Raw genomic sequence first — 21,844 nt, forward strand, 5'->3', positions numbered from 1 at the left:
GCACTTCGACCGCGGATCACTCTGGTCCGCGGTCGATCGTGTCCTCGTCGACACCCAGGTGTGTCGCCACCTGTTGGACGAGGACCTCGTGGATCAGGTCCAGCAACTCGGTGCCCTTCTTGGCGCGGGATTCCAGCGGCCGGCGGAACAGGATGATCTGCGCACGCGTCGGCGCACCGTTCACATCCATCCCGGCGGGGATCAGCCGTGCAAGCGGGACTGCGCCGTCCGCGGTCACCTCGTCGGGCCACTCGACGGTCTCCGGGTCACGCGGCAGCAGCCTCGGTATCTCGTCGACGGCGATGTCGAGGCCGGCGATCTGGTCGTGCCATTGCGCGTCGATCTCGGCGAAGGCCTCGAGCGCCACCGCGTCGAATTCGTCGGACCGGCTGTTGTGGGCGGGGACACCCTGCGGGAGCAACGGCGAGCGCAGTCCGCGTCCGCGACGGTCTCGGTGACGGCCCACCCGCCGCCGACCGCGGCGCGCCTCCGGCAGGCCGGAGGAGCCACGTGGAGTCGGCTTCGGGTCGATACGCATGGCGAGAGTGTAGGAGGTCGGGCGAGCCCGTGTCTCCTCTGGCCGCCCGTGTGTTCTCCGGCGGCCCGCGCGGTGAGCGTGTCGTCGACGTGGTTGCGAGCGACGAGGGCTAATCTCGTCACGTGAAGCTTCCCCGACTGTGCTGCCGACCCGGCTGCGCCCGATCCGCGGTGGCTACCCTGACCTTCGTCTATGCCGAGTCGACCGCGGTGATCGGTCCGCTCGCGACGTCGCAGGAGCCGCACTCGTGGGACCTGTGCGACGACCACGCACGACGGATCACCGTCCCGCGTGGCTGGGAGATGCTGCGCAGCGAGCGTGGCTTCTCCGCACCGCCGGCCGAGGATCAGGAGCTGACCGCCCTGGCCGAGGCGGTCCGGGAGGCCGGAGCCGTCGCCGGTGGTGGACGCCCGCGCTATGTCGATCGCGGTCCGATCGACGCACTCGATGCTTTTGAGGACACCCACTTCGCCGACGCTCACCGGGACGCCGTCGAGGACCGTCGTTCGGGGCGCCATCGTGCCGGCCCGGTCGACGCACCGCCGCAGCCCGCCGGGGCGCCGCGGCACCAGACCCGGCCGCGTCCGGGGCGTCGCGGACATCTCCGGGTACTACCGGATCCGGTCGACTGACCGGTCACCACCGCGCGGGGGGCGTGGACCTCATCGACGTCGAGGAGGGACGTCGCCACCGCGACCATGCGCCGTCCCCGTCGACCGTGCGTCGTCTTTCGTCGACTGGGCGTCGATTCTCGTCGACTGGGCGTCGTTTGCCGTCGACCGTGCGTTGTTTCTCGTCGACTGTGCGTTGTTCAGTGACGACACAGTCCCGTGTTGCCCGGACTGTGCCGAGTACGTGGGCGCCGACTCCGCGACCTGGCTACCCTGGTGGCATGCGAACCGGTTCCCCCGACCTCGACAACGCCGAGGAGCTGATCTCGGCTGATGTCGACGGTTTGCTGAGATCGGTCGCACTCGCCGGTGCTCAGATACGCGCCGTCGCCGAAGCGGTCCGGGAAGGCGTGCTCGCGCCGCTCGCCGATCTGCGTCCGCGCAGCGTGGTCGTGGTCCACGGGTCCAGCGGGGTGTCCCATCGGGCCACCGACTTCGCGGTGGCCACGCTCGGCGCCCGGGTGGACGTCCCGGTGGTCAGCGGTCCGGTGTTGCCCGGGTGGATCGGGCCGCTGGACGTCGTGATCATCGCCGGCGACGACGCCGGGGACATGGCGCTCGCCGACGCCGCCGCGCGGGCACTGCGCCGGCGCGCAGAGGTCGTGGTGGTCGCCCCCGTGGCCGGGCCTCTTCGAGATGCGCTGGGCGGCAACGGGATCAACCTTGCGCCGCGGTTCGACATCGAACCCCGCTTCCGCTTCGTGGGGTTCGCCGCCGCGCTGCTCGCGGTGTTCGGTGCGCTGACCCAGGTCCGGTTCACCGGGAGCGTGCCCGCACTCGACGACCTCGCCGACGCACTCGACGACGAGGCCTCGACCGGACACCCGGCCCGCGACGCCTTCCACAATCGCGCCAAATCGCTGGCGCTGCGCGTCCGGGGCCGCCCCACCGTCTGGACGGCGGACAGCCCGGCCGGCGCGGCCATCGCCCGGCATGCCGTCGCCGGGCTCGTCGGACTCTCCGGGATCGTCAGCGCCGCAGCCGAACTCACGGACGTCTCGCGAATGGTGCAGTTGCTCGGGTCGCGCTCGGATGTCGCACCGAGTGCGGACTCGATCTTCTACGACCCCGACTTCGACGGACCGCCGGCAGCTCCCGCGCCGCGTGTCCAGGTCGTCTCGACGGGGCGGCGGGAATGGTTCACGCGTCAGCGGATCACCGGTCTCGGCGAGGTCGATCTCCTCGTCGGAATCGATCGTGCGCAAGAGACTTCGGCCGCCGGGGGCGCGGACGGCCGCGAGTGGGAGGACCGGCGTCCGGCGCCGGGTGAGGATCCGGTGGCCGACGGCCCGGGGGATGTACTGGATTTCCTGATCGTGGCACTACGGGTCGAGATGGCGGCGGTGTACCTCCGCCTGGTTGGGAACGCGTTGCAATGAGGATCATCGACGGAGTGGTGCGGCCATACGCCTGGGGGTCGCGGACCGCGATCGCGTCCATGCAGGGTAGGTCCGTGCCGTCGGCGCACCCGGAGGCGGAGCTGTGGTTCGGGTCCCATCCCGCGGGGTCGGCTCGGTGCGTCGATGTCGCCGGGATCGAGCAGGATCTCGTCGACGTGATCGACGCGGATCCGATCGGTACGCTCGGCGCGGCAAGCACGGCGGCCTTCGGCGAGCGTCTGCCGTTCCTCCTGAAGGTGCTCGCCGCCGAGGAACCGCTGTCCCTGCAGGCACATCCGTCCGCCGAACAGGCCCGGGCAGGATTCGAACGCGAGAACGCCCGCGGTGTCGCGCTCGAAGCCCGCGACCGCAACTACCGCGATCCATGGCACAAGCCCGAACTGATCGTCGCGACGACCCAGTTCGACGCCCTGGCCGGCTTCCGTCGACCGGAGGACACCATTCGGTTGCTCCGCGCACTGCAGGTCAGTGAGCTCGACCCCTATCTGGGGATGCTCGCGGGGCAGCCGGACTCGGAGGGGCTGCGGGCGCTCTTCACGACGTGGCTGACGCTGCCCGAGTCGCTGCTCCGTCAGCTGGTCCCGGCGGTACTCGCCGGCGCGGTCACCGTGCTGAGCGCGGGTGAGACGGAGTTCGTCGCCGAACTGCGGACGGTGTGTGAACTCGGGGAGGCCTACCCGAACGATCCCGGTGTCCTGGCATCGTTGCTGCTCAACAACATTCACCTTGAACCCGGGCAGGGGCTCTATCTGTCCGCGGGCAACCTGCACGCCTACCTCCGCGGTACGGGCGTGGAGATCATGGCGAACTCCGACAACGTGCTGCGGGGCGGACTGACGCCCAAACACATCGACGTTCCCGAGTTGTTGCGCGTCCTCGACTTCACCCCGGTCGATGTCTCGGACCTGACCCCGCAGATCCGGACCGTCGGCGCCGAGCGCGTGTACCTCACCCCCGCTCCCGAATTCCGGCTGTCGCGTGTCGAACTCGACGGGACGGGCCTCCACCACGCCTCGTCGATCTGCTTCGACATGCCGGGCCCGCAGATCCTCGCCGTGCTCAGCGGCGCGGTGGAGGTCCGACCGGCGGGTGGGAACCCGCTCACCGTGACGGCCGGACGGGCGGTGTGGATCACCGACGACGACCCGGACGTCATCGTCCGCGCGGCGTCGGCTCGTGCGGTCTTCTACCGCGCGCTGGTGCCGGCCGCGGTCTCGGCGCAACCCGACCCGACCTCATCGGTGGCGTCCGCGTCCGAATGATGTCAGTCCGTCAGCGCCGGACCGGAGTAGCCGCAGCGGTGCCCGCGGGTTCGGGGTAGCCGCCGATCAGGTTCCATTCGTCGGGGGTCGCGACCATGGTGACCAGGATCGGCCGCCCGCCGGTGTCGAGTGCGATGTCCTGTGGCGTACGCGGATTCTGACGCAGCGCGACGGTGGCGCCGTCGGCGGGTTCGCCGAGGCCCGGTGCGACGACGATCATCCGCGTGGTGTCGGGTTGTGGGGAAGGTGGCGCCACACCGTCGACGATGACCAGGCCGGGGCCGGGGCGCGCCGGGGTGCGGTCGCCCGAGAGTGACAGCGCGCTCGGATCGCCCACGGCGGTGACCACCGGGGTCCACCGGTGCGGGCGGTCGGTGTGCACGCGCACCGCGGCACCGACCGCGACTGCGCGGAGAGCGATCTGGGCCACGACGTGAATGCCCGCGGCGACCGAGACCGTGGAGATACCGGGTCCGACGAGCCGGGTGGCGACCGCGCGGCCGGCGTGATCGGCGCCGATGAGCTGGCCGCAACCGCCTGCCGGGATACGCGCCGAGGCGAGGAACGCCTCCGCCTCCGAACCCGTGAGTGCGGGTACGGCCCGGTCGAGCCGGGTCGGCGTCGAGATGGGGAGACTCGCTGCGAGAGCGTCGAACTGGCGGCCGTCGAGGGGGATCAGACCCGCGGGCCATCCACCGAGTGCGCGCCTCGCGGCGGGGAACTCGTTGACGCGGACGATCCCGGACACCTCGACCGTCGTGCGATCGCCGCGACGCCTGCCCTCGGTGACTCGTGGGCACAACTTCACGGTGACGGTCGTCGAGACCGCGGAGTTGACCCAGATGCCGCGCAGCACGTCGGTCAGGGCGGCCGGTTCGACGGCGGCGCTGCGCATCCGCAGACCGGCGACGCCGACCGAGTCGCGTTCCTCGGCGAGCGAGTCGAGGCTTGCGCCCTCGATGAGCTGCGCCGTGATGGCGGTGATCTGTGCCGCCGACAGGATGGTCGTCGACAAGCCGTGTTCGGCGAGCCTCTTGGCGACGCGGCGGGTGGTCACCGTCGCGGTGCGCAGTGCACCGGTCGCGCCGCCCCCGCGGCGGGCGACGGCGTCGGCGCAGTCGAGGGGATTGAGCCGGAGGACGACCAGCACCGACCGTTGGGCCGTCGCCGACAGCGGGCCCAGGGTGCGGTCGTAGGTGTCCGGCGCGATGCCCGAACCCCACACGCGCACACCGTGACTGATGACCTCGATGGAGCTGAGCCGGATGTCGTAGGGACTGATGCACTCGGCCAGGACGCCGAGGGGCACCACCTGGCCCGATTCGTCGCCGAGTTCGCTGTGGCCCGGGGTCAGGTAGGTGACGGCCGGGCTGCCCGGGTCCACCCGGACGACGGTGACCAGGGTGTCGCCGACCCACCTCGCGCCGATGGTCGTCGGAGCCGATGTCCGCCGTGCGGTGGCGTGGGTACTGGGGGCGGGCAGCGGGATGTCGAACGGGGCCGGGGCGAGATCGGCGTGGTCGCGGCGCATCCGCGACCACGAGAACGACAGATTCGCCACGATTCGACCGAACACCGACGGCCGGCCGCCGACCCGCACCAGACCTGCGGAGACGACCGCGGCCACGCCGAGTGCGGTTGCACCCCAGACGCTGCCGGACACCACCCAGACGACGAGTCCGAGCGCCAGCACCGCCTCGATCACGACGAGTGTGGGCAGTGCGATCCCACGCCTGTTCCGCTCCACGGTTGCGACCCCCTCGATCACCGCTGCCGACTGGCGTGTGCCGTCCACCGAGAGTGTGCACAAGCGGTGGAGCCCCACACGTCAGGGGCATGTTTGTCGGTTAGGCTACTACCGCGCGGCAGGGGGTATGCCGCAGGAGATCACAACCCGCTCGCCGCCGGAGAAGGTCCGACGCCGCGGCCCGGGTGCGGACAGGGGGAGCCGTGGCACGTCAGCTGACGACCAAAGCCCAGGTCAACGGCTACCGTTTCCTGATCAAGAGGCTCGAGCACGCCCTGGTACGACGCGACGTCCGGATGTTGCACGATCCCATGCGTTCACAGTTGCAGGCGCTCGTGGTCGGGACCGTCCTCGGTCTGCTGGTCCTCGGCGGGTGTGGAATCTGGGGCCTGATCCGGCCGCAGGGGTCCGTCGGCGACGCCACGATCATCGTCAGCAAGAACAGCGGCAGCACCTACGTCCTGATCGAGGACACCCTGCATCCCGTCCTCAACCTGGCCTCGGCACGGCTGGTGACGGGTAGCTCGGAGTCGCCGACCTCGGTCGGGGACAACAAGCTCAAGCCGTACCCGCGCGGACCCCTGTTGGGCATCCCGGGTGCGCCGGCGGCACTGCCGAAGTCGGCGCACCCGGACTCCTCCACCTGGACGGTCTGCGATTCGTCGACCGTGTCGGACGCGCCGGTCGAGTCGATCGAGCAGACCGTCATCGCCGAGACGCCGCGTCTGGGTGACGCGATCGGGACGGCGAACCCCGCCGACGCCGTGCTCGTCGATGGCGGCGACCAGACCTTCCTGGTGTATCAGCTGTTCCGGGACGGTGTCTGGAGTCCGGTCCGTGCCGCTGTCGACACCGAGAGCGCGCCCGTCATGCGGGCCCTCGGTCTCGAGGGGGCCACGCCCCGGCAGATGTCCACCGGCCTACTCAACACCTTCCCACTGGTCGATCCGCTTGCCGTGCCGGAGATCTCGGGTGCCGGCCAGCCCGGGGCAGTCGACGGCGCGAGTGTCGGCAGTGTCGTCAAGTCGGTCGGTGTCGACGACACGACGTCCTATCATCTGGTGCTGCGCGACGGGGTGCAGGAGATCAGCGCCCCGACCGCCGAACTCATGCGGCTGGCCGACTCCGACGCAGCTCCGGTGACCACCGTCGCCCCGGGGCAGCTCGCTGCGCTGAGAACCGTGGAGTCGGAACCCGTCTCGGACTTTCCCGAAGTCGCGCCGACGCTGCTGGACGTGGGCGGCGATCCGACGCTGTGCCGCACCTGGACCCGCGGGACGGGGGAGCCGCGCGCACAGACGACGTTGCTCGCGGGGCGTGAACTGCCGCTCGCGTCGGACGCGGTGCCGGTCCGGCTGACGTCGTCCGATGGTGCCGGACCGAACCTCGACGCGGTCTACATGCCGCCGGGCTCGGGCCAGTATCTGCAGGTGACCGGCAACGAGGCGGACAGCTCGCGCACCGAATCGCTGTTCTACGTCAACGATTCGGGTGTGCGGTTCGGCGTGCCGGACTTCGAGACCGGCGGCATCCTCGGGCTCGGGGATTCACCGTCCCGCGCGCCGTGGTCGGTGGTGTCGCTGCTCGCGCCCGGGCCGACCCTCTCGCGCGAGAACGCCCTCGTCGCGCACGACGGCCTGGAGACCGCACGACTCGACGCCGGCGCGGAGCACACCGAAGGACCCTCGACCGGCGGATGATCGACGGCGCTCCCGCCGCGGCCCTACGTGAGCGGGCCGCCGACGATGTTGCCGACGATCCCGCGGATGACGTTGGTGCCATCCTCGGATCGCAGTTCCTCGTACCAGGCCGCGGTCGCCTCCGGGTCCTTGCCGTGCGTGACGTCGCAGCGCTTCCGTGCGCGGAGCACGAGGTCGGCGGCCCGTTCGGTGCGTGACGCCTCATAGGTCGCGAGGGCCGCGTGCAGGTCGTCGGCGTGATCACGGAAGGCGAACTGCAGGGCGATCGCATCTTCCATCGCCGAACAACCACCCTGCCCGATGTCGGGGGTCGTGTTGTGCGCGGCGTCGCCGAGTAGTGCCACACGTCCCCGGACCCAGGTGTGGAACGGATCGATGTCGAGGATCTCGACGCGGTTGGTGGTCGCGGGATCCAGTGTCTCGATGAGCTTCTGGACGCCGGGCGCCCATCCGGCGAACTCCTCGGCGAGCACCTCGCGTGCGGTTCCGCGTTCGAACGGAACCCCTTCGGGCATGGTCACGTCGAAGAAGAAGTAGAACCGGTTGCCCGCCACCGGCATCACCGATACCCGACGCGAATCGCCCACGTAGGTGGTCCATTCGGTGGCCGGTCCGATCTCCTCGTCGATCGGGACGAGTCCGTTGAAGTTCACGTACCCGGCGTAACGACGCTCGACCGCTTGACCGAGCACATGGTCGCGGGCAAGCGATCTCGCACCGTCGGCGGCGATGACGACATCACCCTGGGCAGTGGTGCCGTCGGCGAATTCGACCGTGGCGCCGTCCGGACCGTCGTGGACGGCGACCATCTTCTTGCCGAACCGGATCTCGTCGTGGCCGAAGGCGTTCATGAGCATGAGCTGGAGTTCGGCGCGTGCGATCGGGTAAGGACGTTGCCTGACCTCGTCGATGAGCGGTGCCATGCTGAAGCGGCACATCGTCTCTCCGGTGAATGCGTCGATGTAGCTCATCGAATCGACGATGCCGCCCAGCGCGGCGGTCTCGGCTTCGAGGCCGAGGTGGTTCAGGCACTTGACCCCGTTGGACCACACCGAGATCGCCGCGCCGACGGGGCGGTTCTCGGTGACCTGCTCGTATATCTCGACCTCGTGCCCGAGCTGTCGCAACGCGATGCCCGCCGAGGTCCCGCCCATACCGGCGCCGATGATCACAGCTTTCACAGGAACCCAGGCTAGGTGTCCGCGAGCCGCGGCGCGCGGCGAGTACGCCGGACACCTCGCCGCCTGACCGCCGCCGCGAGGACGCGTGACCGGGATGGACCCGACGGTCAGGACCGGTCGTGTCCGGTGACGAGCGCGGTGACCATGTCCTGCCACTGATGGGTGATCGTCTCGAGGTCGAGCCCGATGTCCACCAACAGGTAGCGGACCGAACTCGCCGAGAGCGGCGCCTGGACAGTGAGGGCCAGGAAATCCAGCGCGCCGTCGAAACCCAACTGGCGCAACAGGATCTGCACATGCTGGGTGGACGTTCGGGCCACCGGGTGACTCATGAAGTCCTCGGCGCCGGCGCCGGCCTCCAGCAGGATGTCGAGGTGGTCGGCGGTGAGCTTGAGGCGAGCGCGACCGTAGGCGAGGAGTCGGTCGAGCGGGGGAGCGCCGGGACCCAGCGGCTCCGGACCGGACAGATACGCCTGCTGGATCTCGGACTCGCTGTGGTCGAGGAGAGCGAGCATGAGCCCGGTCCGGCTGCCGAAGCGACGGAACACTGTGCCCTTGCCCACACCCGCTTCGCGGGCAACCGCCTCCATCGTCACCGCGGCCGCACCGTGGTGATCGATGAGGTTCTTGGCGGCAGCCAGCAGCAGACGCCGGTTACGTGCGGCGTCGGCACGTTCGGTCCCCGAAGAATTGAGCGAGATGTGGAGTGGGGAGTGGTCGGGCCCGTTTGGCACGTGATGAGCGTAACTCTTGACCAGATGCGGAATGAATCGGACCCTGGTCCGGTTAGAGCATGTCGTAGACAAGGTCGCGTGGACTTCCACGGACTCCTGTGCCATCGAGAGGAATCACATGTCGGAACGAGTCGTCGAACTGGTCGCGCTGGTCGGAAGCCTGCGTACGGCCTCGGTCAACCGCCAGCTCGCCCACCTGGCCGCGGACAATGCGCCGTCGGGAGTCTCCATCACGGTCGTCGACAATCTCGGCTCGCTGCCGTTCTACAGCGAGGACATCGACATCGAGGAGCAGCTCGACCCAGCCGTGGCGAACCTGCGCCAGATCGTCGGCGCCGCCGACGGCGTGCTGATCGCGACCCCCGAGTACAACGGCACCATCCCCGCCGCACTCAAGAACGCCATCGACTGGTTGTCGCGGCCCTACGGCACCGGCGCGCTCACGGGCAAGCCCGTCGCGGTGCTGAGCGCGGCCCTCGGCCAGTACGGCGGCGCGTGGACCCGTGAGGACACCCGTAAGTCGGTCGGCATCGCCGGCGGTCGCGCGATCGCGGAAGCCGACCTCGGTCTGCAGCTCGCGGCACTGCCCGAGGCCGGCCTGGATTCTCCGGAGGTCGTCGAGAAGGTCGTCGCGTCCGTCACCCGGCTCGTCGACGAGGTCGCTGTCAGCGCCTGACCCGCACCAACGTCCCGACGCCGCGCCCGGCCCTTGCCCGGCGCGGCGTCGTCGTGTCCGGGGGTGCCGGCGTCGGGCCGCGAGTGCGACCGGGGGCGGATGTGGATGGTCGGTGGACATGTTGTGGACCGCCTCGGGACAGCCTGTGAACGACACGCCGGACACGCGGAGGACACGCGGGGGATTTGTGATCGTGCACCGCTCCGACCTGCATGTCTTCCATCAATGTTATTCACAAGCCCTTGTGGTGACCAGAAATGTCAGCCACTAGGTGTAGTGTTTGAGCTACCAGTCAGGCAGACGACGAGAAGCAGTTCGACTCCTCGGAGAAAGCCACCACGATGGTGATCCAGGTCACCATCTTCACGCTGGGAAACCGCACGTCACTGGCGATTCCTACGACCCGAGGAGTACCTCCGAATGTCTATCACCGTCTACACGAAGCCGGCCTGCGTCCAGTGCAATGCCACCTACAAGGCCCTCGACAAGCAGGGTCTGTCCTATGAGATCGTCGACATCACCGAAGATGCCGAGGCGCGTGACTACGTGATGGCGCTCGGCTACCTGCAGGCACCCGTCGTGGTCGCCGGCGACGCGCACTGGTCGGGCTTCCGTCCCGACCGCATCAAGGCACTCGCCACCGCCGCTGCCTGATCTGTCGTCACCATGACGGTGACATCGCCCGCCCGACCGACGGTTCGGAGGCGATCCGACGGGGAAGCCGGATCACGCCGCACCGCGGGGTCATCGAGGAAATGGTCACGCCGCTCACGGCGTTGACACCGACAGTGCCGGGCCGGACACGGCCGGCGAGATCGACGAGAACGTCCAGGCTGGAGGAGACATGGCGGCAGAATCGCCGTTGATCGTGTACTTCTCCTCGGTTTCGGAGAACACCCACCGGTTCGTCGAGAAACTGGACATGCGCGCTGTGCGCATCCCGGTCCTCGATCGGACCGGTGTTTTCCGTGTCGATGAGCCGTATGTCCTGGTCTGCCCGACCTACGGCGGGGGCAAGGCGACGGGGCAACCCGGCGGCTACGTTCCCAAGCAGGTCATCCGCTTCCTCAACGACGAACACAATCGGTCATCGATCAGGGGGGTGATCGCGGCGGGTAACACGAACTTCGGCGAGGAGTTCTGTTACGCCGGCGATGTCATCGCACGGAAGTGCCACGTCCCCTACCTCTACCGGTTCGAATTGATGGGCACCTCCGACGATGTCGACCGCGTCCGCGCGGGACTCGCCGAATTCGCCCAGAGTCCGGCGTTCGCGGCGAGCGTGTCGCTCAGCGCCTCGCCCGCCTGACCTGCGAATTCCGCTCGATCAGGCTTTGTCGTACCCCTCCCATACTCTGGCCGCACCGGCCCTCGGTAACAGCCACCACTACCCGCAGGAGTCATCTGTCGTGTCGCCCACCGCCGCCGTCTCGGACACCACTTCAGCCAGCAAGTCGGGTGTGCACCCCGGGCCCTCGGGACACGACCCGGGCGAGCTCGACTACCACGCTCTCAATGCGATGCTCAACCTGTACGACGCCGACGGCAAGATCCAGTTCGACAAGGATCGCGAAGCCGCGAACCAGTACTTCCTGCAGCACGTCAACCAGAACACGGTCTTCTTCCACGATCTCGACGAGAAGCTCGACTACCTCGTCGAAGAGAACTACTACGAGCCCGAGGTTCTCGCGAAGTACGACCGCGAGTTCGTCAAGAGCCTCTTCGGGCACGCCTACAGCAAGAAGTTCCGTTTCCCGACCTTCCTCGGGGCGTTCAAGTACTACACGAGCTACACGCTCAAGACCTTCGACGGCAAGCGGTACCTGGAGCGTTTCGAGGATCGCGTGTGCATGGTGGCGCTGACCCTGGCCGACGGCGACACGGTCCTCGCGCGCAACCTCACCGACGAGATCATCGACGGCCGGTTCCAGCCGGCGACGCCGACCTTCCTCAATTCCGGCAAGAAGCAGCGCGGCGAACCCGTCTCGTGCTTCCTGCTGCGTATCGAGGACAACATGGAGTCGATCGGCCGGTCGATCAACTCGGCCTTGCAGCTCTCCAAGCGCGGCGGCGGAGTTGCCTTGCTGCTCAGCAATATCCGCGAGCACGGTGCGCCGATCAAGAAGATCGAGAACCAGAGTTCGGGTGTCATCCCCATCATGAAGCTGCTCGAGGACTCCTTCTCCTACGCCAACCAGCTCGGTGCCCGGCAGGGCGCGGGCGCGGTGTACCTGCACGCGCACCACCCCGACATCTACCGCTTCCTCGACACCAAGCGCGAGAACGCGGACGAGAAGATCCGTATCAAGACCCTGTCACTCGGTGTGGTCATCCCGGACATCACGTTCGAGCTGGCCAAGGCCAACGACGACATGTACCTGTTCAGTCCGTACGACGTCGAACGTGTCTACGGCGTACCGTTCGCCGACGTCAACGTGACGGACAAGTACCACGAGATGGTCGAGGACCGCCGCATCCGCAAGACCAAGATCAAGGCGCGCGAGTTCTTCCAGACCCTCGCCGAGCTGCAGTTCGAGTCGGGATACCCGTACATCATGTTCGAGGACACGGTGAACCGGGCCAACCCGATCGACGGCAAGATCACGCACTCCAACCTGTGCTCGGAGATCCTGCAGGTGTCGACGCCGTCGACCTTCAACGACGACCTGTCCTATGCCGAAGTGGGCAAGGACATCTCGTGCAACCTGGGTTCGCTGAACATCGCCAAGACGATGGATTCGCCCGACATCGGCCAGACCATCGAGACCGCGATCCGCGGCCTCACCGCGGTGAGCGACCAGACCACGATCACGTCGGTGCCCTCGATCGAGCACGGCAACAACCAGTCTCACGCCATCGGCCTGGGGCAGATGAACCTGCACGGATACCTGGCGCGTGAGCGGGTCTTCTACGGCAGCGAAGAAGGCATCGACTTCACGAACATCTACTTCTACACGGTGCTCTATCACGCGCTGCGCGCGTCGAACCGGATCGCCGCCGAGCGCGGCCGGGCGTTCACCGGCTTCGAGAAGTCGAAGTACGCGAGCGGTGAGTTCTTCGACAAGTACACCGAGAAGGTGTGGGAGCCGGCGACCCAGAAGGTGCGAGACCTGTTCGGGCAGGCCGGGATCGCCATCCCGACCCAGGACGACTGGCGTGAGCTGAAGGCCGCCGTCCAGCGTGACGGCATCTACAACCAGAACCTGCAGGCCGTCCCGCCGACCGGCTCGATCAGCTACATCAACCATTCGACCAGCTCGATCCACCCGGTCGCCGCCAAGATCGAGATCCGCAAGGAAGGCAAGATCGGCCGCGTCTACTACCCGGCGCCGTACATGACGAACGACAACCTGGAGTACTACCAGGACGCGTACGAGATCGGGTACGAGAAGATCATCGACACCTACGCCGCGGCCACGCAGCACGTCGACCAGGGTCTCAGCCTGACGCTCTTCTTCAAGGACACCGCCACCACGCGTGACGTCAACAAGGCGCAGATCTACGCATGGCGCAAGGGGATCAAGACGCTCTACTACATCCGCCTGCGTCAGATCGCGCTCGAGGGGACCGAGGTGGAGGGCTGCGTCAGCTGCATGTTGTGAATGCCTGAACAGGCATGAAGAAGACTTCGGCCTGACTCCGCTGCAACGGAGCCAGGCCGAGAAGCGCCCGGAGACGCTGTGTGACTTTGTCAGTCCACGACAGCGTATCGGAAAGTTCAGTGGCATCCGGCCACATTCCGGCTCCTGGGTAGAAACTGCCTAGAAAGGGGCTGGTTTTATGAGAAGGATCACCGACTACTACGGGATTCGGGGGCCTGTACCGTTCGCCGACGTGGGTGTCGACCTGGATAACAAGCTGTACCTCGATCCGTACAAGATCCGACTCGACAGTTCGGGTGAGTCGTACGCCTTGCATGCCCGGTGGTGTTTGGATAGCTACTTCGACACCGTTGCTCGGTGCGTAATGTCTACCGACTCAGTCGAACGTGCCTACGGTGAAGCTGTTCTGAAGATGTTCTCGGAGCCCTGGGAGACTCGACTTGGTATGTCGGCAAACGGGTTTCGTGGCCGAGGGGGCGGAAACGACGTTGGCTCGTGGATCTGGGATGCCCTGAATGGAAAGCTCGACGCTCTGCTCAGGGTCGGAGTGCTCAAGTACCTCGAAGAGCTCCCGATGTTCGTTGAGGGTATTGATCGGGACATCACCTCGGACATCACAACTAGAATCGTATTTAGCGCCCTCGCTGAGTTCACCGAAGCTATGCTTGCGCTCTTCCCGGAGTTTTCTACCGGGCCGCACCGAACGATGACCATCACCCGGCAGATCTGGGATCCGAACCTGTCTCAGTGGACTGACCAGGACATGGAGGTACCTGCCGTCGACGGGAGGCCTCTCCTCCTCGTTCCGAGCGCATGGGTTGGCAACGTCCTGCTCATGTCCGCCGGTAGATACTACGAAACGACCATCTTGACGTACGCGCAGGGAGAGCAGTCGCGGTTTTCGCGCGCCGCTGACGAAGTAAAGCGGTTGCCGAAGCGGTTGGTGAGAAAACTGCCAGGGTTGGGCCGCGGACGTTCAACGAACCTGAGGGTGACAATGAGAGCGATCGATAACTCGGAGAACCTCGTCGAGGTATTCAGACGATTTGCAGCCGAGCGGCGCAAAGAGCGCGGCGACGAGGGTGTGGGCTAGTTCGATGCGTTCCCAATAGTCGCACCCGTCACACACCGTCCCCGGAGAGCTGGCGGCACACCCGTGCCGCCAGCTCTCTTTGTGTGCCAAGATATTTCAGCAACTTTCCACGCCGTGGTGCTTTTGGGCCCGGTGCCTCGCTGGTGTACGTTAGGGTCGTTAGTACGGGTCGCGGGATAGCCGCCGCGGCGTCGACTCTAAGAGTTTGAGCAGGACCTGCTTAGACACTCTGGTCGCCAATTGTCTCGCAAGGAACGACCTCGGCGAAAGAAGCTAGATCTCTATGACGACTGCGTCCACTCCCCACAGCCCCGCCGACGGAGCGCCCATCAAGCTGGTCAGCCGGGTCTCGGCGATCAACTGGAACCGCGTGCCCGACGAGAAGGACGCCGAGGTGTGGGATCGCCTCACCGGTAACTTCTGGCTGCCCGAGAAGGTGCCGGTGTCCAACGACATCCCGTCGTGGGGCACGCTCACCGAGTACGAGAAGCAGCTCACCATGCGGGTGTTCACCGGTCTCACCCTGCTCGACACCATCCAGGGCACGGTCGGCGCGGTGTCCCTGATCCCGGATGCGACCACTCCGCACGAGGAGGCGGTGCTCACCAACATCGCGTTCATGGAGTCGGTGCACGCCAAGAGCTACAGCTCGATCTTCTCGACGCTCTGCTCCACCAAGGAGATCGACGAGGCGTTCCGCTGGTCGGAGGAGAACGAGCAACTCCAGCGCAAGGCCCGGATCGTCATGGACTACTACCGTGGCGACGACCCGCTGAAGCGCAAGGTCGCCTCGACGCTGCTCGAGTCGTTCCTGTTCTACTCCGGCTTCTACCTGCCGATGTACTGGTCGAGCCGCGCAAAGCTCACCAACACCGCCGACCTGATCCGTCTGATCATTCGCGACGAGGCCGTGCACGGGTACTACATCGGTTACAAGTATCAGCGCGGGCTCGAGGTCGAGACCCCGGAGCGTCGTCAGGAGCTCAAGGACTACACCTTCGAGTTGTTGTTCGAGCTGTATGACAACGAGAGCGACTACACCGAGGCGCTCTACGACGAGGTCGGGCTCAGCGAGGACGTCAAGAAGTTCCTGCGCTACAACGCGAACAAGGCCCTGATGAACCTGGGTTACGAGGCGATGTTCCCGCGCGACGAGACCGACGTGAACCCGGCGATCCTGTCGGCCCTGTCGCCCAACGCCGACGAGAACCACGACTTCTTCTCCGGGTCGGGCAGCTCATACGTCATCGGCAAGGCCGTCAACACCGAGGACGAGGACTGGGACTTCTAGTCCCCCTGGGGATTTCGTAGCGTCAATGCGCACATGGCGCGCATTGACGCTACGAATCGTCGACGGTGAGGCGGTCGTAGAGGTCGCCGAGTTCGTCGATCGTCTCGGCGATGTCGGCGGGCGCCACGCCGGTCGCGCGCAACGCGGCGCGCAACTCCCCGCCGTCGAGCGCGGTCAGCGGATTCATCCGCGACGGCGACGGGAGCGCCGGCAGCGTCGACGTGGTGCCGTAGTAGTCGTCGGGTCGCAGGGAGTCCGATGACCCGGCGTCGTCGTCCGATGTCCGTGCCTCCGCGGGGCGCGAATCGATCTCGGCCAGCAGTGCCCGCAGGTCGGTGCCCATCACGGTGAGCAGGGTCAGCGGGGTGCGGTCGATCTCGGCGGCGACCTCGTAGCAGGTGACGAGCGCGTGGATGCACCGCGGGGCCTCGTCGGGGCAGGTGCAGTCGGTCTCGACGTCGGCGGACTCGGTGGGCACCAACAGCTCGCCCAGCGTCGGAGGTTGCTCCCCGCGCGCCAGCAGCATGAGTTCATCGACGGCGGACCGCTCGCGGATAAGGGTCGCGAGCGTGGCGGTGTCGACGGTGCGGGTGGTCAGAATGACGTCGAACGGTTCGAGCTGTGTGCCCTCGACCGAGGCGGTCACCTGTCCCGCGCCGATCCGCAGACCGCGCACATGCCTATCACGGAAATACCTGCGCGCCTTGGTGATGCGGCGACTGTCGGCGACCGACTCGCCGTCGGCTCCGCGTCCCTCCACGACGTCGACGAAGGCGCGCGACCACGAGGTGAGGCCGTAACCGCGGACCGCGATCGTGCCCCGTTCGCCCCGGCGTTGCGTGCCCTTCTTGCGCACCGTCATTCGCTGACCGCCTCCTCTCGCAGCCGGAACAGCTCGAAGAGTTCGTCGTCGGCCAGGTCTGACACCCAGTTCTCGCCGGCCGCGACCGTCAGCCTGGAGAGTTCGCGCTTCCTGGCGATCATGTCGTCGATACGCTCCTCGATGGTGCCGACACAGACGAACCGGTGCACCGACACCTTCTGCTCCTGGCCGATCCGGTAGGCGCGGTCGGTGGCCTGGTCCTCGACGGCCGGGTTCCACCAGCGGTCGACGTGGATGACGTTGTTGGCGGCCGTGAGGTTGAGTCCGGTGCCGCCGGCCTTCAAGGTCGCCAGCAGGACCGGCGGCCCGTCGTCGGACTGGAAGTCGGCGACGAGGCGGTCGCGCTCGGTGCGCCCCAGACCGCCGTGCAGCAGCGGGATCTCGGTACCGAACTCCGAACTCAGCCACGACGAGAGCATGTCGCCGAAGGCGGCGAACTGGGTGAAGACCAGAGCGCGGTCGCCCTCGTCGGCGACCGTGGAAACGATGTCGGCCAGCAGTTCGACCTTGCCGGAACGGTGTTCGCCGTCGCGGACGAGGTCGGTGCCGTCGGCGAGATAGTGCGCGGGGTGGTTGCACACCTGCTTGAGGCGGGTCAGTGCGGCCAGCACGTTGCGGCGTCGCAGGGTGCGCTGCTGTTTGTCCCGGAGTGCCGCCATCAGTTCGTCGATCACCGCGCGATAGAGCGCGGCCTGCTCGACGGTGAGGTTGGCGCGGACGGCGAAGTCGGCCTTCGCCGGGAGGTCCGCGGCGATGGCCGGATCGGACTTCTCGCGGCGCAGGATGAAGGGGCGGGTGATCGCGGACAGCCGTCGGAGCGCCGACGGATCGCGGTCCCGTTCGATCGGTTCGGCGTAGCGCGCCCGGAAGACCGATGCCGATCCGAGCAGGCCGGGGTTGACCAGGTCGATGACCGCGCGGAGGTCTTCCAGTCGATTCTCGACCGGGGTGCCGGTGAGGGCGAGTCGATGATCGGCCGGCACCGTCCGAACTGCCTTGGCCGCAATGGTGTTCACGTTCTTGAGGTGCTGGGCCTCGTCGACCACGATCCGATGCCATGGCCGGGACGACAGCAGCTCGTGGTCGCGTGCCGCGATAGCGAAGGTGGTGACAACGACGTCGACCGAGTCGCGAATCCCGGCGAAGGCGGCCCCGGACTCACGGGAGGGCCCGTGGTGGATCGCCACCCGCAGCGTCGGCGCGAAACGCGCGAACTCCCGCGCCCAGTTGCCGACCAGGGACATCGGGCAGACGACGAGCGTCGGCGTCGTGGGTTCGGAGTCGGACGAGCCGGTCGAACCGGTCCGCTCGTGGCATTCGAGGGCGATGACCTGCAGGGTCTTGCCCAGACCCATGTCGTCGGCGAGTACGCCCCCGACGCCCAGCGCCGACAGATGGGCGAGCCAGTCCAACCCGCGCTGCTGATAGGGGCGCAGGGTGGCGGCCAGATCCGCCGGCGGCGTGATGGATTCGGGACGGAGGGCGCCGCTGTCGGCGATGTCGTCGAGCCACGAGAGGCCCTCCACGCGCGAGACCGGAACGGGCAGCCGATCCGATTCGCCGGTGACGAGGTTGAACAGCTCGCCGAAGTCGCTCGGTGGTTCGGTCGCGGCCAGTGCGCGCTGGGCGGCGACGAACGCGGCCGCCCGGGTGAGCGCGGCACCCTCGGCGCGCATCCACACCCCGCGCACCCGGACCAGGTCGCCCTTCTGCCCGGACAGCTCGTCCAGATCGGCGTCGGTGAGCGTGATCGCGTCGGATGTGTCGCCGAGGGCGAGGCGCCACTCGAACTCCCGGATCTCCCGCAGACCGACCATCGCCGCCGGCGCCCCGCCGCCGGGCGGCGCGAGCGCACGCAGGGTCAGGCTCGGACGGACCTCGGCGATGGTCCGGGGGAGCAGAACCGGGATGCCGACCGCCCCCAGTGCCGCCGCGCCGGTGGCGAAGAGTTCTTCGGCGACCTCGGTCGGCAGCAGGAAGTCGAGCGAGCCGCGGTCGGGATCGGCCCGGCCGAGATCCGGGAACTCACGGACAGCCGTCGCCAGTTCAGTTGTCAGCTCGTCGATTTCGTGGGCGTCGAGCCGGTGCGGTGCGACGGGTTCGACCTGTCCGTCGATGCTCCGACGGCAGACCTGCAGCCGCCACCGCGAGCTCTCGGCGACCTCGGCTCGGCTCGGCTCGGGGACGGAGTCGTCGTCCCACGCGTCGTCCCACTGGTTCTCGGCGAGATCGTCGTACTCCGGCTCGTGCAGACGGAAGATCAGCGACCGGTCGTCTCGTGGGGCGCCGGAGTTCCACCTCGACCAGCCGCCCGCGGCGGCCGCGAGGCGTTCGGGCGAGCTGGGCGGACGGGGGTCCGCGTCAGGGAGAAGGGCCCGCACGATCGGCGACGCGGGTCGGGGTTCGCCGAGACGAAGTGCGGAACGAGCGATGGCAGAACGGCATTCGTGGTCGACGAGTTCGGCGAGGAAGTCGTCGAGGGCCGGTGCGGAACCGTTGTGCAGCAATGCGTCCGGCGCGCTTCCCACGACGACCGCATGCCAGCTGCGCCACGTCGGGGTCGCGATGACGACCCAGCGGACCATCCATTCCCCTGCGACCTGCAGCACCGACGGCACCACCGTGCCGGACCGCACGAACGACCGCACGCCGTCGAGGAGATAGCGGTACCACCGGACGTCGCCGGTCACCGCGACCGCACGCGACGAGTCGAGCAGCGTGACCGCCGACGCCATGCCCAGGGTCGCGGCGGGGACGAACCGCCGGCGACCGTCGGCGTCGACGACGGGGATCTCGCTGCGGAACCGGCGGCCGTCGAGAACGTCGCGCAGCGACGATGGCAGGTCGGACAGATCGCCGTCGATCCACACCGCCATGCCGACGCCCGGCCGCCAGAGGGCGTGCAGGGGCGCGGCGCGATGGGGCTTCGGGGCGGAGTCCGGGGGAGTCCGCCCGCTGGATGGGGAATCGTATGGCATCGAGGATCGTCGGCCAGTTTAGCCGCGGCCCCCGACACCGGTCGCCGTCGCGGACCGAGGGTGTCCGGTCGGACGGTGGTCGGCAGGACAGTGGTCGGCCGGTGGTTTGTCCCCACGACGTCCCGGGTATCGACGATCCTCGCAGCCGATACGCCGGCCGGCACGATCACGGAGGTACCGATGGGACAGTCCGAGAGCAACAAGACTTCCGGGTCAGAAGCTTCTGACAAGGAAGTGGAGAAGGATCCGCCCGGCCCGCGTGACCACGGGCGCGACGGTGGGATGGCCACCCGCGAGAACGCCCCCGAGGCGGTTCAGCGCTCCGAGGGCGGCGACTCGACGGACGGCTAGGTACTCGGGTCAGGACACCTCGCGCAGGAGTCCGGTCGCCACGTCGAAGACGAATCCGCGCAGCGACGTGGTCTTGCTGACGAACGGACTGTTCCGGATCCGGGTGCGCGACTGGCGGACGTCTTCGTCGAGGTCACCGAACGCCTCGGCCGACCAAGCTGGCTTCTGTCCGATCTCGTCCTGGATCTGCCGCTTGAAGTCGTCGTCGGTGAAGGTCAGCATGCCGCAGTCGGTGTGGTGGATGAGGATGATCTCGGTGGTGCCGAGGAGTCGCTGGCTGATGGCGACCGACCGGATCTCGTCGTCGGTCACCACGCCTCCCGCGTTGCGGATGACGTGGGCTTCGCCGTCGTTCAGTCCGAGAATTCGGTACACGTCGAGGCGCGCGTCCATACAGGCGACCACCGCCACGTGCTTGGAGGGAGGCAGGGGCAGCGGGCCGGTGAAGGTCTTGGCGTAGTCGGCGTTGTTCGCGAGGTATTCGTCGGTGACACTCATGCGCCGATCCTGATGCGTCTCCCTCGGCCCGGCGAGGGTTTGGACGCCGGTGATCTGAAGTGACCGCGACAACCCCAGCAGATGTAGCGAGTCGTAGCGCGTGCCGCAACGAACTGCGACACCTGCGGAATCGGGTCAGGAGTTCCCGTCGAGTGATCCCTTGACGTCGTTGAGGACCAGCCAGGCGGCGGCGAGCCCCGAGGACTCGTACCAGAGCGCGTCGTCGACCGCGAGGACGCGCTTCCACACGGGTGCCCCGAGACTGAGCCATTCGTCGCTCAACAGGACGTCTTCGCCGTGGGCGAGACCCTTCTCGCCCTCGAAGCTGACATAGATGAGGTCGGCGTCGGCGTCGCGGAAGTTCTCGTCGGTGACGGGGAACGAGTCCGGCACGCGCTGCGGGGCGGGGCGTTGGACGCCGATGTCGCCGAGGACCTGCCCGGCGAAGGTGTCCATCCCGGCGATCGTCTCGGAGTCCTCCCCGAATCGCACCAGCGACACCTGCGTGTGGGCGGCATCCATCCGTCGGCCGGTCTTGGTGGCCTCGGTCGTGTACTCGGCGAGCCGGGCCCGACCTGCCTCGCTGCGGTTCACGGCGTCGGCGACCGCCTGGAACTTCTCTTTCCAGGTGCCGCCGGCCGGGATGGTGACGGAACGGACGCCGGTGAACGGTCGCGCCGTGTCCGCGGTGTCGGCGGTGGTGAGCACGAGGCCGGCGTCGGCGTCGGCGACCGCTGCGGCGTCGGGGGCCGATCCGATGGTCGGGACCGCGGTCAGCTGCGGACCCAGATATGCCGGGACGGAGCCGGGGTCGGCCGCCACCGCGACGACCTCGGGGCCGAGCCCGAGTGCGCAGAGTGCGTCGAGAACGGCGGGGTCGGTGACGACGATGCGTTCGACATCGGCCTGACCGGCATCCGGCGCGGTGGGCGCGAGGCAGGTCGTTGCGTAGTCGCGGTCGGCCGAGACGATGTTCACCTCGGCGACTCGGGTGGTCACGGTGGAGATGGGGGAGCCGTCCGGGGTCGTCAGCGGCTGTTCGCCCGAACAGGCGGCCAGTGCGACCATCGTCAACCCGATCGTCGTCGCCAGGCCCGCGCGCCGGACGAGGGAGAGGCGGGTGCCGGCGTCGACACTTCTGTCAGCCTCGTTCGCGACCGTGACCCTGCGTTGCACCCGCCCAACCTAGCACCGGCCTCACAGTGCCCGGCGTAGGCTCGGGAGCGCACACCGCGGCAC

At 67.8% G+C, this 21,844-nt stretch carries 19 protein-coding genes; 11 read left to right on the forward strand and 8 right to left on the reverse strand.

Features of this window, described 5'->3' with window-relative positions:
* Positions 1-16: 16 nt before the first annotated feature.
* Positions 17-538, reverse strand: coding sequence for a metallopeptidase family protein (locus tag AMD30_RS12955; protein ID WP_035717019.1), 522 nt, complete (start codon positions 536-538; stop codon positions 17-19).
* A gap of 122 nt (positions 539-660) precedes the next feature.
* Here AMD30_RS12955 and AMD30_RS12960 point away from each other — a divergent pair, with 122 nt between their 5' ends.
* The 3 genes from AMD30_RS12960 (at position 661) to manA (ending at position 3,871) form a co-directional block, all read left to right on the forward strand.
* Entirely contained in the window at positions 661-1,170 is a 510-nt protein-coding gene (locus AMD30_RS12960; protein ID WP_014927557.1) for a DUF3499 domain-containing protein, read from the forward strand.
* A 260-nt stretch (positions 1,171-1,430) separates the two neighbouring features.
* Positions 1,431-2,588, forward strand: coding sequence for a hypothetical protein (locus AMD30_RS12965; protein WP_055475903.1), 1,158 nt, complete (start codon positions 1,431-1,433; stop codon positions 2,586-2,588).
* Complete coding sequence (manA, locus tag AMD30_RS12970; protein WP_055475904.1) at positions 2,585-3,871, forward strand: mannose-6-phosphate isomerase, class I; 1,287 nt, start codon at positions 2,585-2,587, stop codon at positions 3,869-3,871. Before AMD30_RS12965 ends, manA begins: the two co-directional genes overlap by 4 nt.
* A gap of 10 nt (positions 3,872-3,881) precedes the next feature.
* Here manA and eccE read toward each other — a convergent pair whose 3' ends face one another.
* The gene (gene eccE, locus AMD30_RS12975) at positions 3,882-5,618 is read right to left on the reverse strand and encodes a type VII secretion protein EccE (RefSeq protein WP_055475942.1); all 1,737 of its coding nucleotides are present in this window, start codon (positions 5,616-5,618) and stop codon (positions 3,882-3,884) included.
* 203 nt (positions 5,619-5,821) lie between these two features.
* Here eccE and eccB point away from each other — a divergent pair, with 203 nt between their 5' ends.
* Positions 5,822-7,318 (forward strand): type VII secretion protein EccB, encoded by a 1,497-nt coding sequence (eccB, locus tag AMD30_RS12980; RefSeq protein WP_055475905.1) that lies wholly within the window; start codon positions 5,822-5,824, stop codon positions 7,316-7,318.
* Between the two features lie 23 nt (positions 7,319-7,341).
* Here the strand turns inward: eccB and hpxO are convergent, their stop codons facing one another.
* Both hpxO and AMD30_RS12990 read right to left on the reverse strand, forming a co-directional pair.
* Positions 7,342-8,499: an FAD-dependent urate hydroxylase HpxO gene (hpxO, locus tag AMD30_RS12985; protein ID WP_055475906.1), complete on the reverse strand. Its 1,158-nt coding sequence runs from the start codon at positions 8,497-8,499 to the stop codon at positions 7,342-7,344.
* Between the two features lie 107 nt (positions 8,500-8,606).
* Positions 8,607-9,233, reverse strand: coding sequence for a TetR/AcrR family transcriptional regulator (locus AMD30_RS12990; protein WP_055475907.1), 627 nt, complete (start codon positions 9,231-9,233; stop codon positions 8,607-8,609).
* Between the two features lie 118 nt (positions 9,234-9,351).
* Here AMD30_RS12990 and AMD30_RS12995 point away from each other — a divergent pair, with 118 nt between their 5' ends.
* The 6 genes from AMD30_RS12995 to nrdF all read left to right on the forward strand — a co-directional run bounded on the left by AMD30_RS12995 (position 9,352) and on the right by nrdF (position 15,895).
* Positions 9,352-9,909 carry an NAD(P)H-dependent oxidoreductase gene (locus AMD30_RS12995; RefSeq protein ID WP_055475908.1) on the forward strand — a complete coding sequence of 186 codons (558 nt, stop codon included), beginning with the start codon at positions 9,352-9,354 and terminating at the stop codon, positions 9,907-9,909.
* Between the two features lie 420 nt (positions 9,910-10,329).
* Complete coding sequence (locus AMD30_RS13000; RefSeq protein ID WP_055475909.1) at positions 10,330-10,563, forward strand: redoxin NrdH; 234 nt, start codon at positions 10,330-10,332, stop codon at positions 10,561-10,563.
* Positions 10,564-10,753: 190 nt separating this feature from the next.
* The gene (nrdI, locus tag AMD30_RS13005) at positions 10,754-11,218 is read left to right on the forward strand and encodes a class Ib ribonucleoside-diphosphate reductase assembly flavoprotein NrdI (protein WP_055475910.1); all 465 of its coding nucleotides are present in this window, start codon (positions 10,754-10,756) and stop codon (positions 11,216-11,218) included.
* A gap of 100 nt (positions 11,219-11,318) precedes the next feature.
* A complete protein-coding gene (gene nrdE, locus AMD30_RS13010; protein WP_055475911.1) occupies positions 11,319-13,511 on the forward strand; it encodes a class 1b ribonucleoside-diphosphate reductase subunit alpha in 2,193 nt (730 codons plus the stop codon).
* 178 nt (positions 13,512-13,689) lie between these two features.
* Positions 13,690-14,604 (forward strand): hypothetical protein, encoded by a 915-nt coding sequence (locus AMD30_RS13015; protein WP_055475912.1) that lies wholly within the window; start codon positions 13,690-13,692, stop codon positions 14,602-14,604.
* 283 nt (positions 14,605-14,887) lie between these two features.
* The gene (nrdF, locus tag AMD30_RS13020; RefSeq protein WP_055475913.1) at positions 14,888-15,895 is read left to right on the forward strand and encodes a class 1b ribonucleoside-diphosphate reductase subunit beta; all 1,008 of its coding nucleotides are present in this window, start codon (positions 14,888-14,890) and stop codon (positions 15,893-15,895) included.
* 49 nt (positions 15,896-15,944) lie between these two features.
* Here nrdF and AMD30_RS13025 read toward each other — a convergent pair whose 3' ends face one another.
* Together AMD30_RS13025 and AMD30_RS13030 are read right to left on the reverse strand one after the other, a co-directional pair.
* Positions 15,945-16,757 carry an SWIM zinc finger family protein gene (locus AMD30_RS13025; RefSeq protein WP_055475914.1) on the reverse strand — a complete coding sequence of 271 codons (813 nt, stop codon included), beginning with the start codon at positions 16,755-16,757 and terminating at the stop codon, positions 15,945-15,947.
* Positions 16,754-19,756: a DEAD/DEAH box helicase gene (locus tag AMD30_RS13030; protein ID WP_055475915.1), complete on the reverse strand. Its 3,003-nt coding sequence runs from the start codon at positions 19,754-19,756 to the stop codon at positions 16,754-16,756. The genes AMD30_RS13025 and AMD30_RS13030 overlap by 4 nt, the downstream gene beginning before the upstream one ends.
* Positions 19,757-19,936: 180 nt before the next feature.
* Here AMD30_RS13030 and AMD30_RS25260 point away from each other — a divergent pair, with 180 nt between their 5' ends.
* Positions 19,937-20,107, forward strand: a complete 171-nt coding sequence (locus AMD30_RS25260; protein WP_193748540.1) for a hypothetical protein — start codon at positions 19,937-19,939, stop codon at positions 20,105-20,107.
* Positions 20,108-20,116: 9 nt separating this feature from the next.
* Here the strand turns inward: AMD30_RS25260 and AMD30_RS13040 are convergent, their stop codons facing one another.
* Together AMD30_RS13040 and AMD30_RS13045 are read right to left on the reverse strand one after the other, a co-directional pair.
* Positions 20,117-20,605 (reverse strand): beta-class carbonic anhydrase, encoded by a 489-nt coding sequence (locus AMD30_RS13040; RefSeq protein ID WP_055475916.1) that lies wholly within the window; start codon positions 20,603-20,605, stop codon positions 20,117-20,119.
* Between the two features lie 135 nt (positions 20,606-20,740).
* Positions 20,741-21,781: an ABC transporter substrate-binding protein gene (locus AMD30_RS13045; RefSeq protein ID WP_197282778.1), complete on the reverse strand. Its 1,041-nt coding sequence runs from the start codon at positions 21,779-21,781 to the stop codon at positions 20,741-20,743.
* Positions 21,782-21,844 lie beyond the last annotated feature (63 nt).

The sequence above is a fragment of the Gordonia sp. HS-NH1 genome (genome assembly GCF_001418765.1).
Lineage (GTDB): Bacteria > Actinomycetota > Actinomycetes > Mycobacteriales > Mycobacteriaceae > Gordonia.

Bases quoted from the DNA above. Each gene is read 5' to 3' on its own strand.
- AMD30_RS12955 (WP_035717019.1), bottom strand. From the start codon at position 538: ATGCGTATCGACCCGAAGCCGACTCCACGTGGCTCCTCCGGCCTGCCG.
- AMD30_RS12965 (WP_055475903.1), top strand. From the start codon at position 1,431: ATGCGAACCGGTTCCCCCGACCTCGACAACGCCGAGGAGCTGATCTCG.
- manA (WP_055475904.1), top strand. From the start codon at position 2,585: ATGAGGATCATCGACGGAGTGGTGCGGCCATACGCCTGGGGGTCGCGG.
- AMD30_RS12995 (WP_055475908.1), top strand. From the start codon at position 9,352: ATGTCGGAACGAGTCGTCGAACTGGTCGCGCTGGTCGGAAGCCTGCGT.
- AMD30_RS13000 (WP_055475909.1), top strand. From the start codon at position 10,330: ATGTCTATCACCGTCTACACGAAGCCGGCCTGCGTCCAGTGCAATGCC.
- nrdI (WP_055475910.1), top strand. From the start codon at position 10,754: ATGGCGGCAGAATCGCCGTTGATCGTGTACTTCTCCTCGGTTTCGGAG.
- AMD30_RS13015 (WP_055475912.1), top strand. From the start codon at position 13,690: ATGAGAAGGATCACCGACTACTACGGGATTCGGGGGCCTGTACCGTTC.
- nrdF (WP_055475913.1), top strand. From the start codon at position 14,888: ATGACGACTGCGTCCACTCCCCACAGCCCCGCCGACGGAGCGCCCATC.
- AMD30_RS13025 (WP_055475914.1), bottom strand. From the start codon at position 16,757: ATGACGGTGCGCAAGAAGGGCACGCAACGCCGGGGCGAACGGGGCACG.
- AMD30_RS13030 (WP_055475915.1), bottom strand. From the start codon at position 19,756: ATGCCATACGATTCCCCATCCAGCGGGCGGACTCCCCCGGACTCCGCC.
- AMD30_RS25260 (WP_193748540.1), top strand. From the start codon at position 19,937: ATGGGACAGTCCGAGAGCAACAAGACTTCCGGGTCAGAAGCTTCTGAC.
- AMD30_RS13040 (WP_055475916.1), bottom strand. From the start codon at position 20,605: ATGAGTGTCACCGACGAATACCTCGCGAACAACGCCGACTACGCCAAG.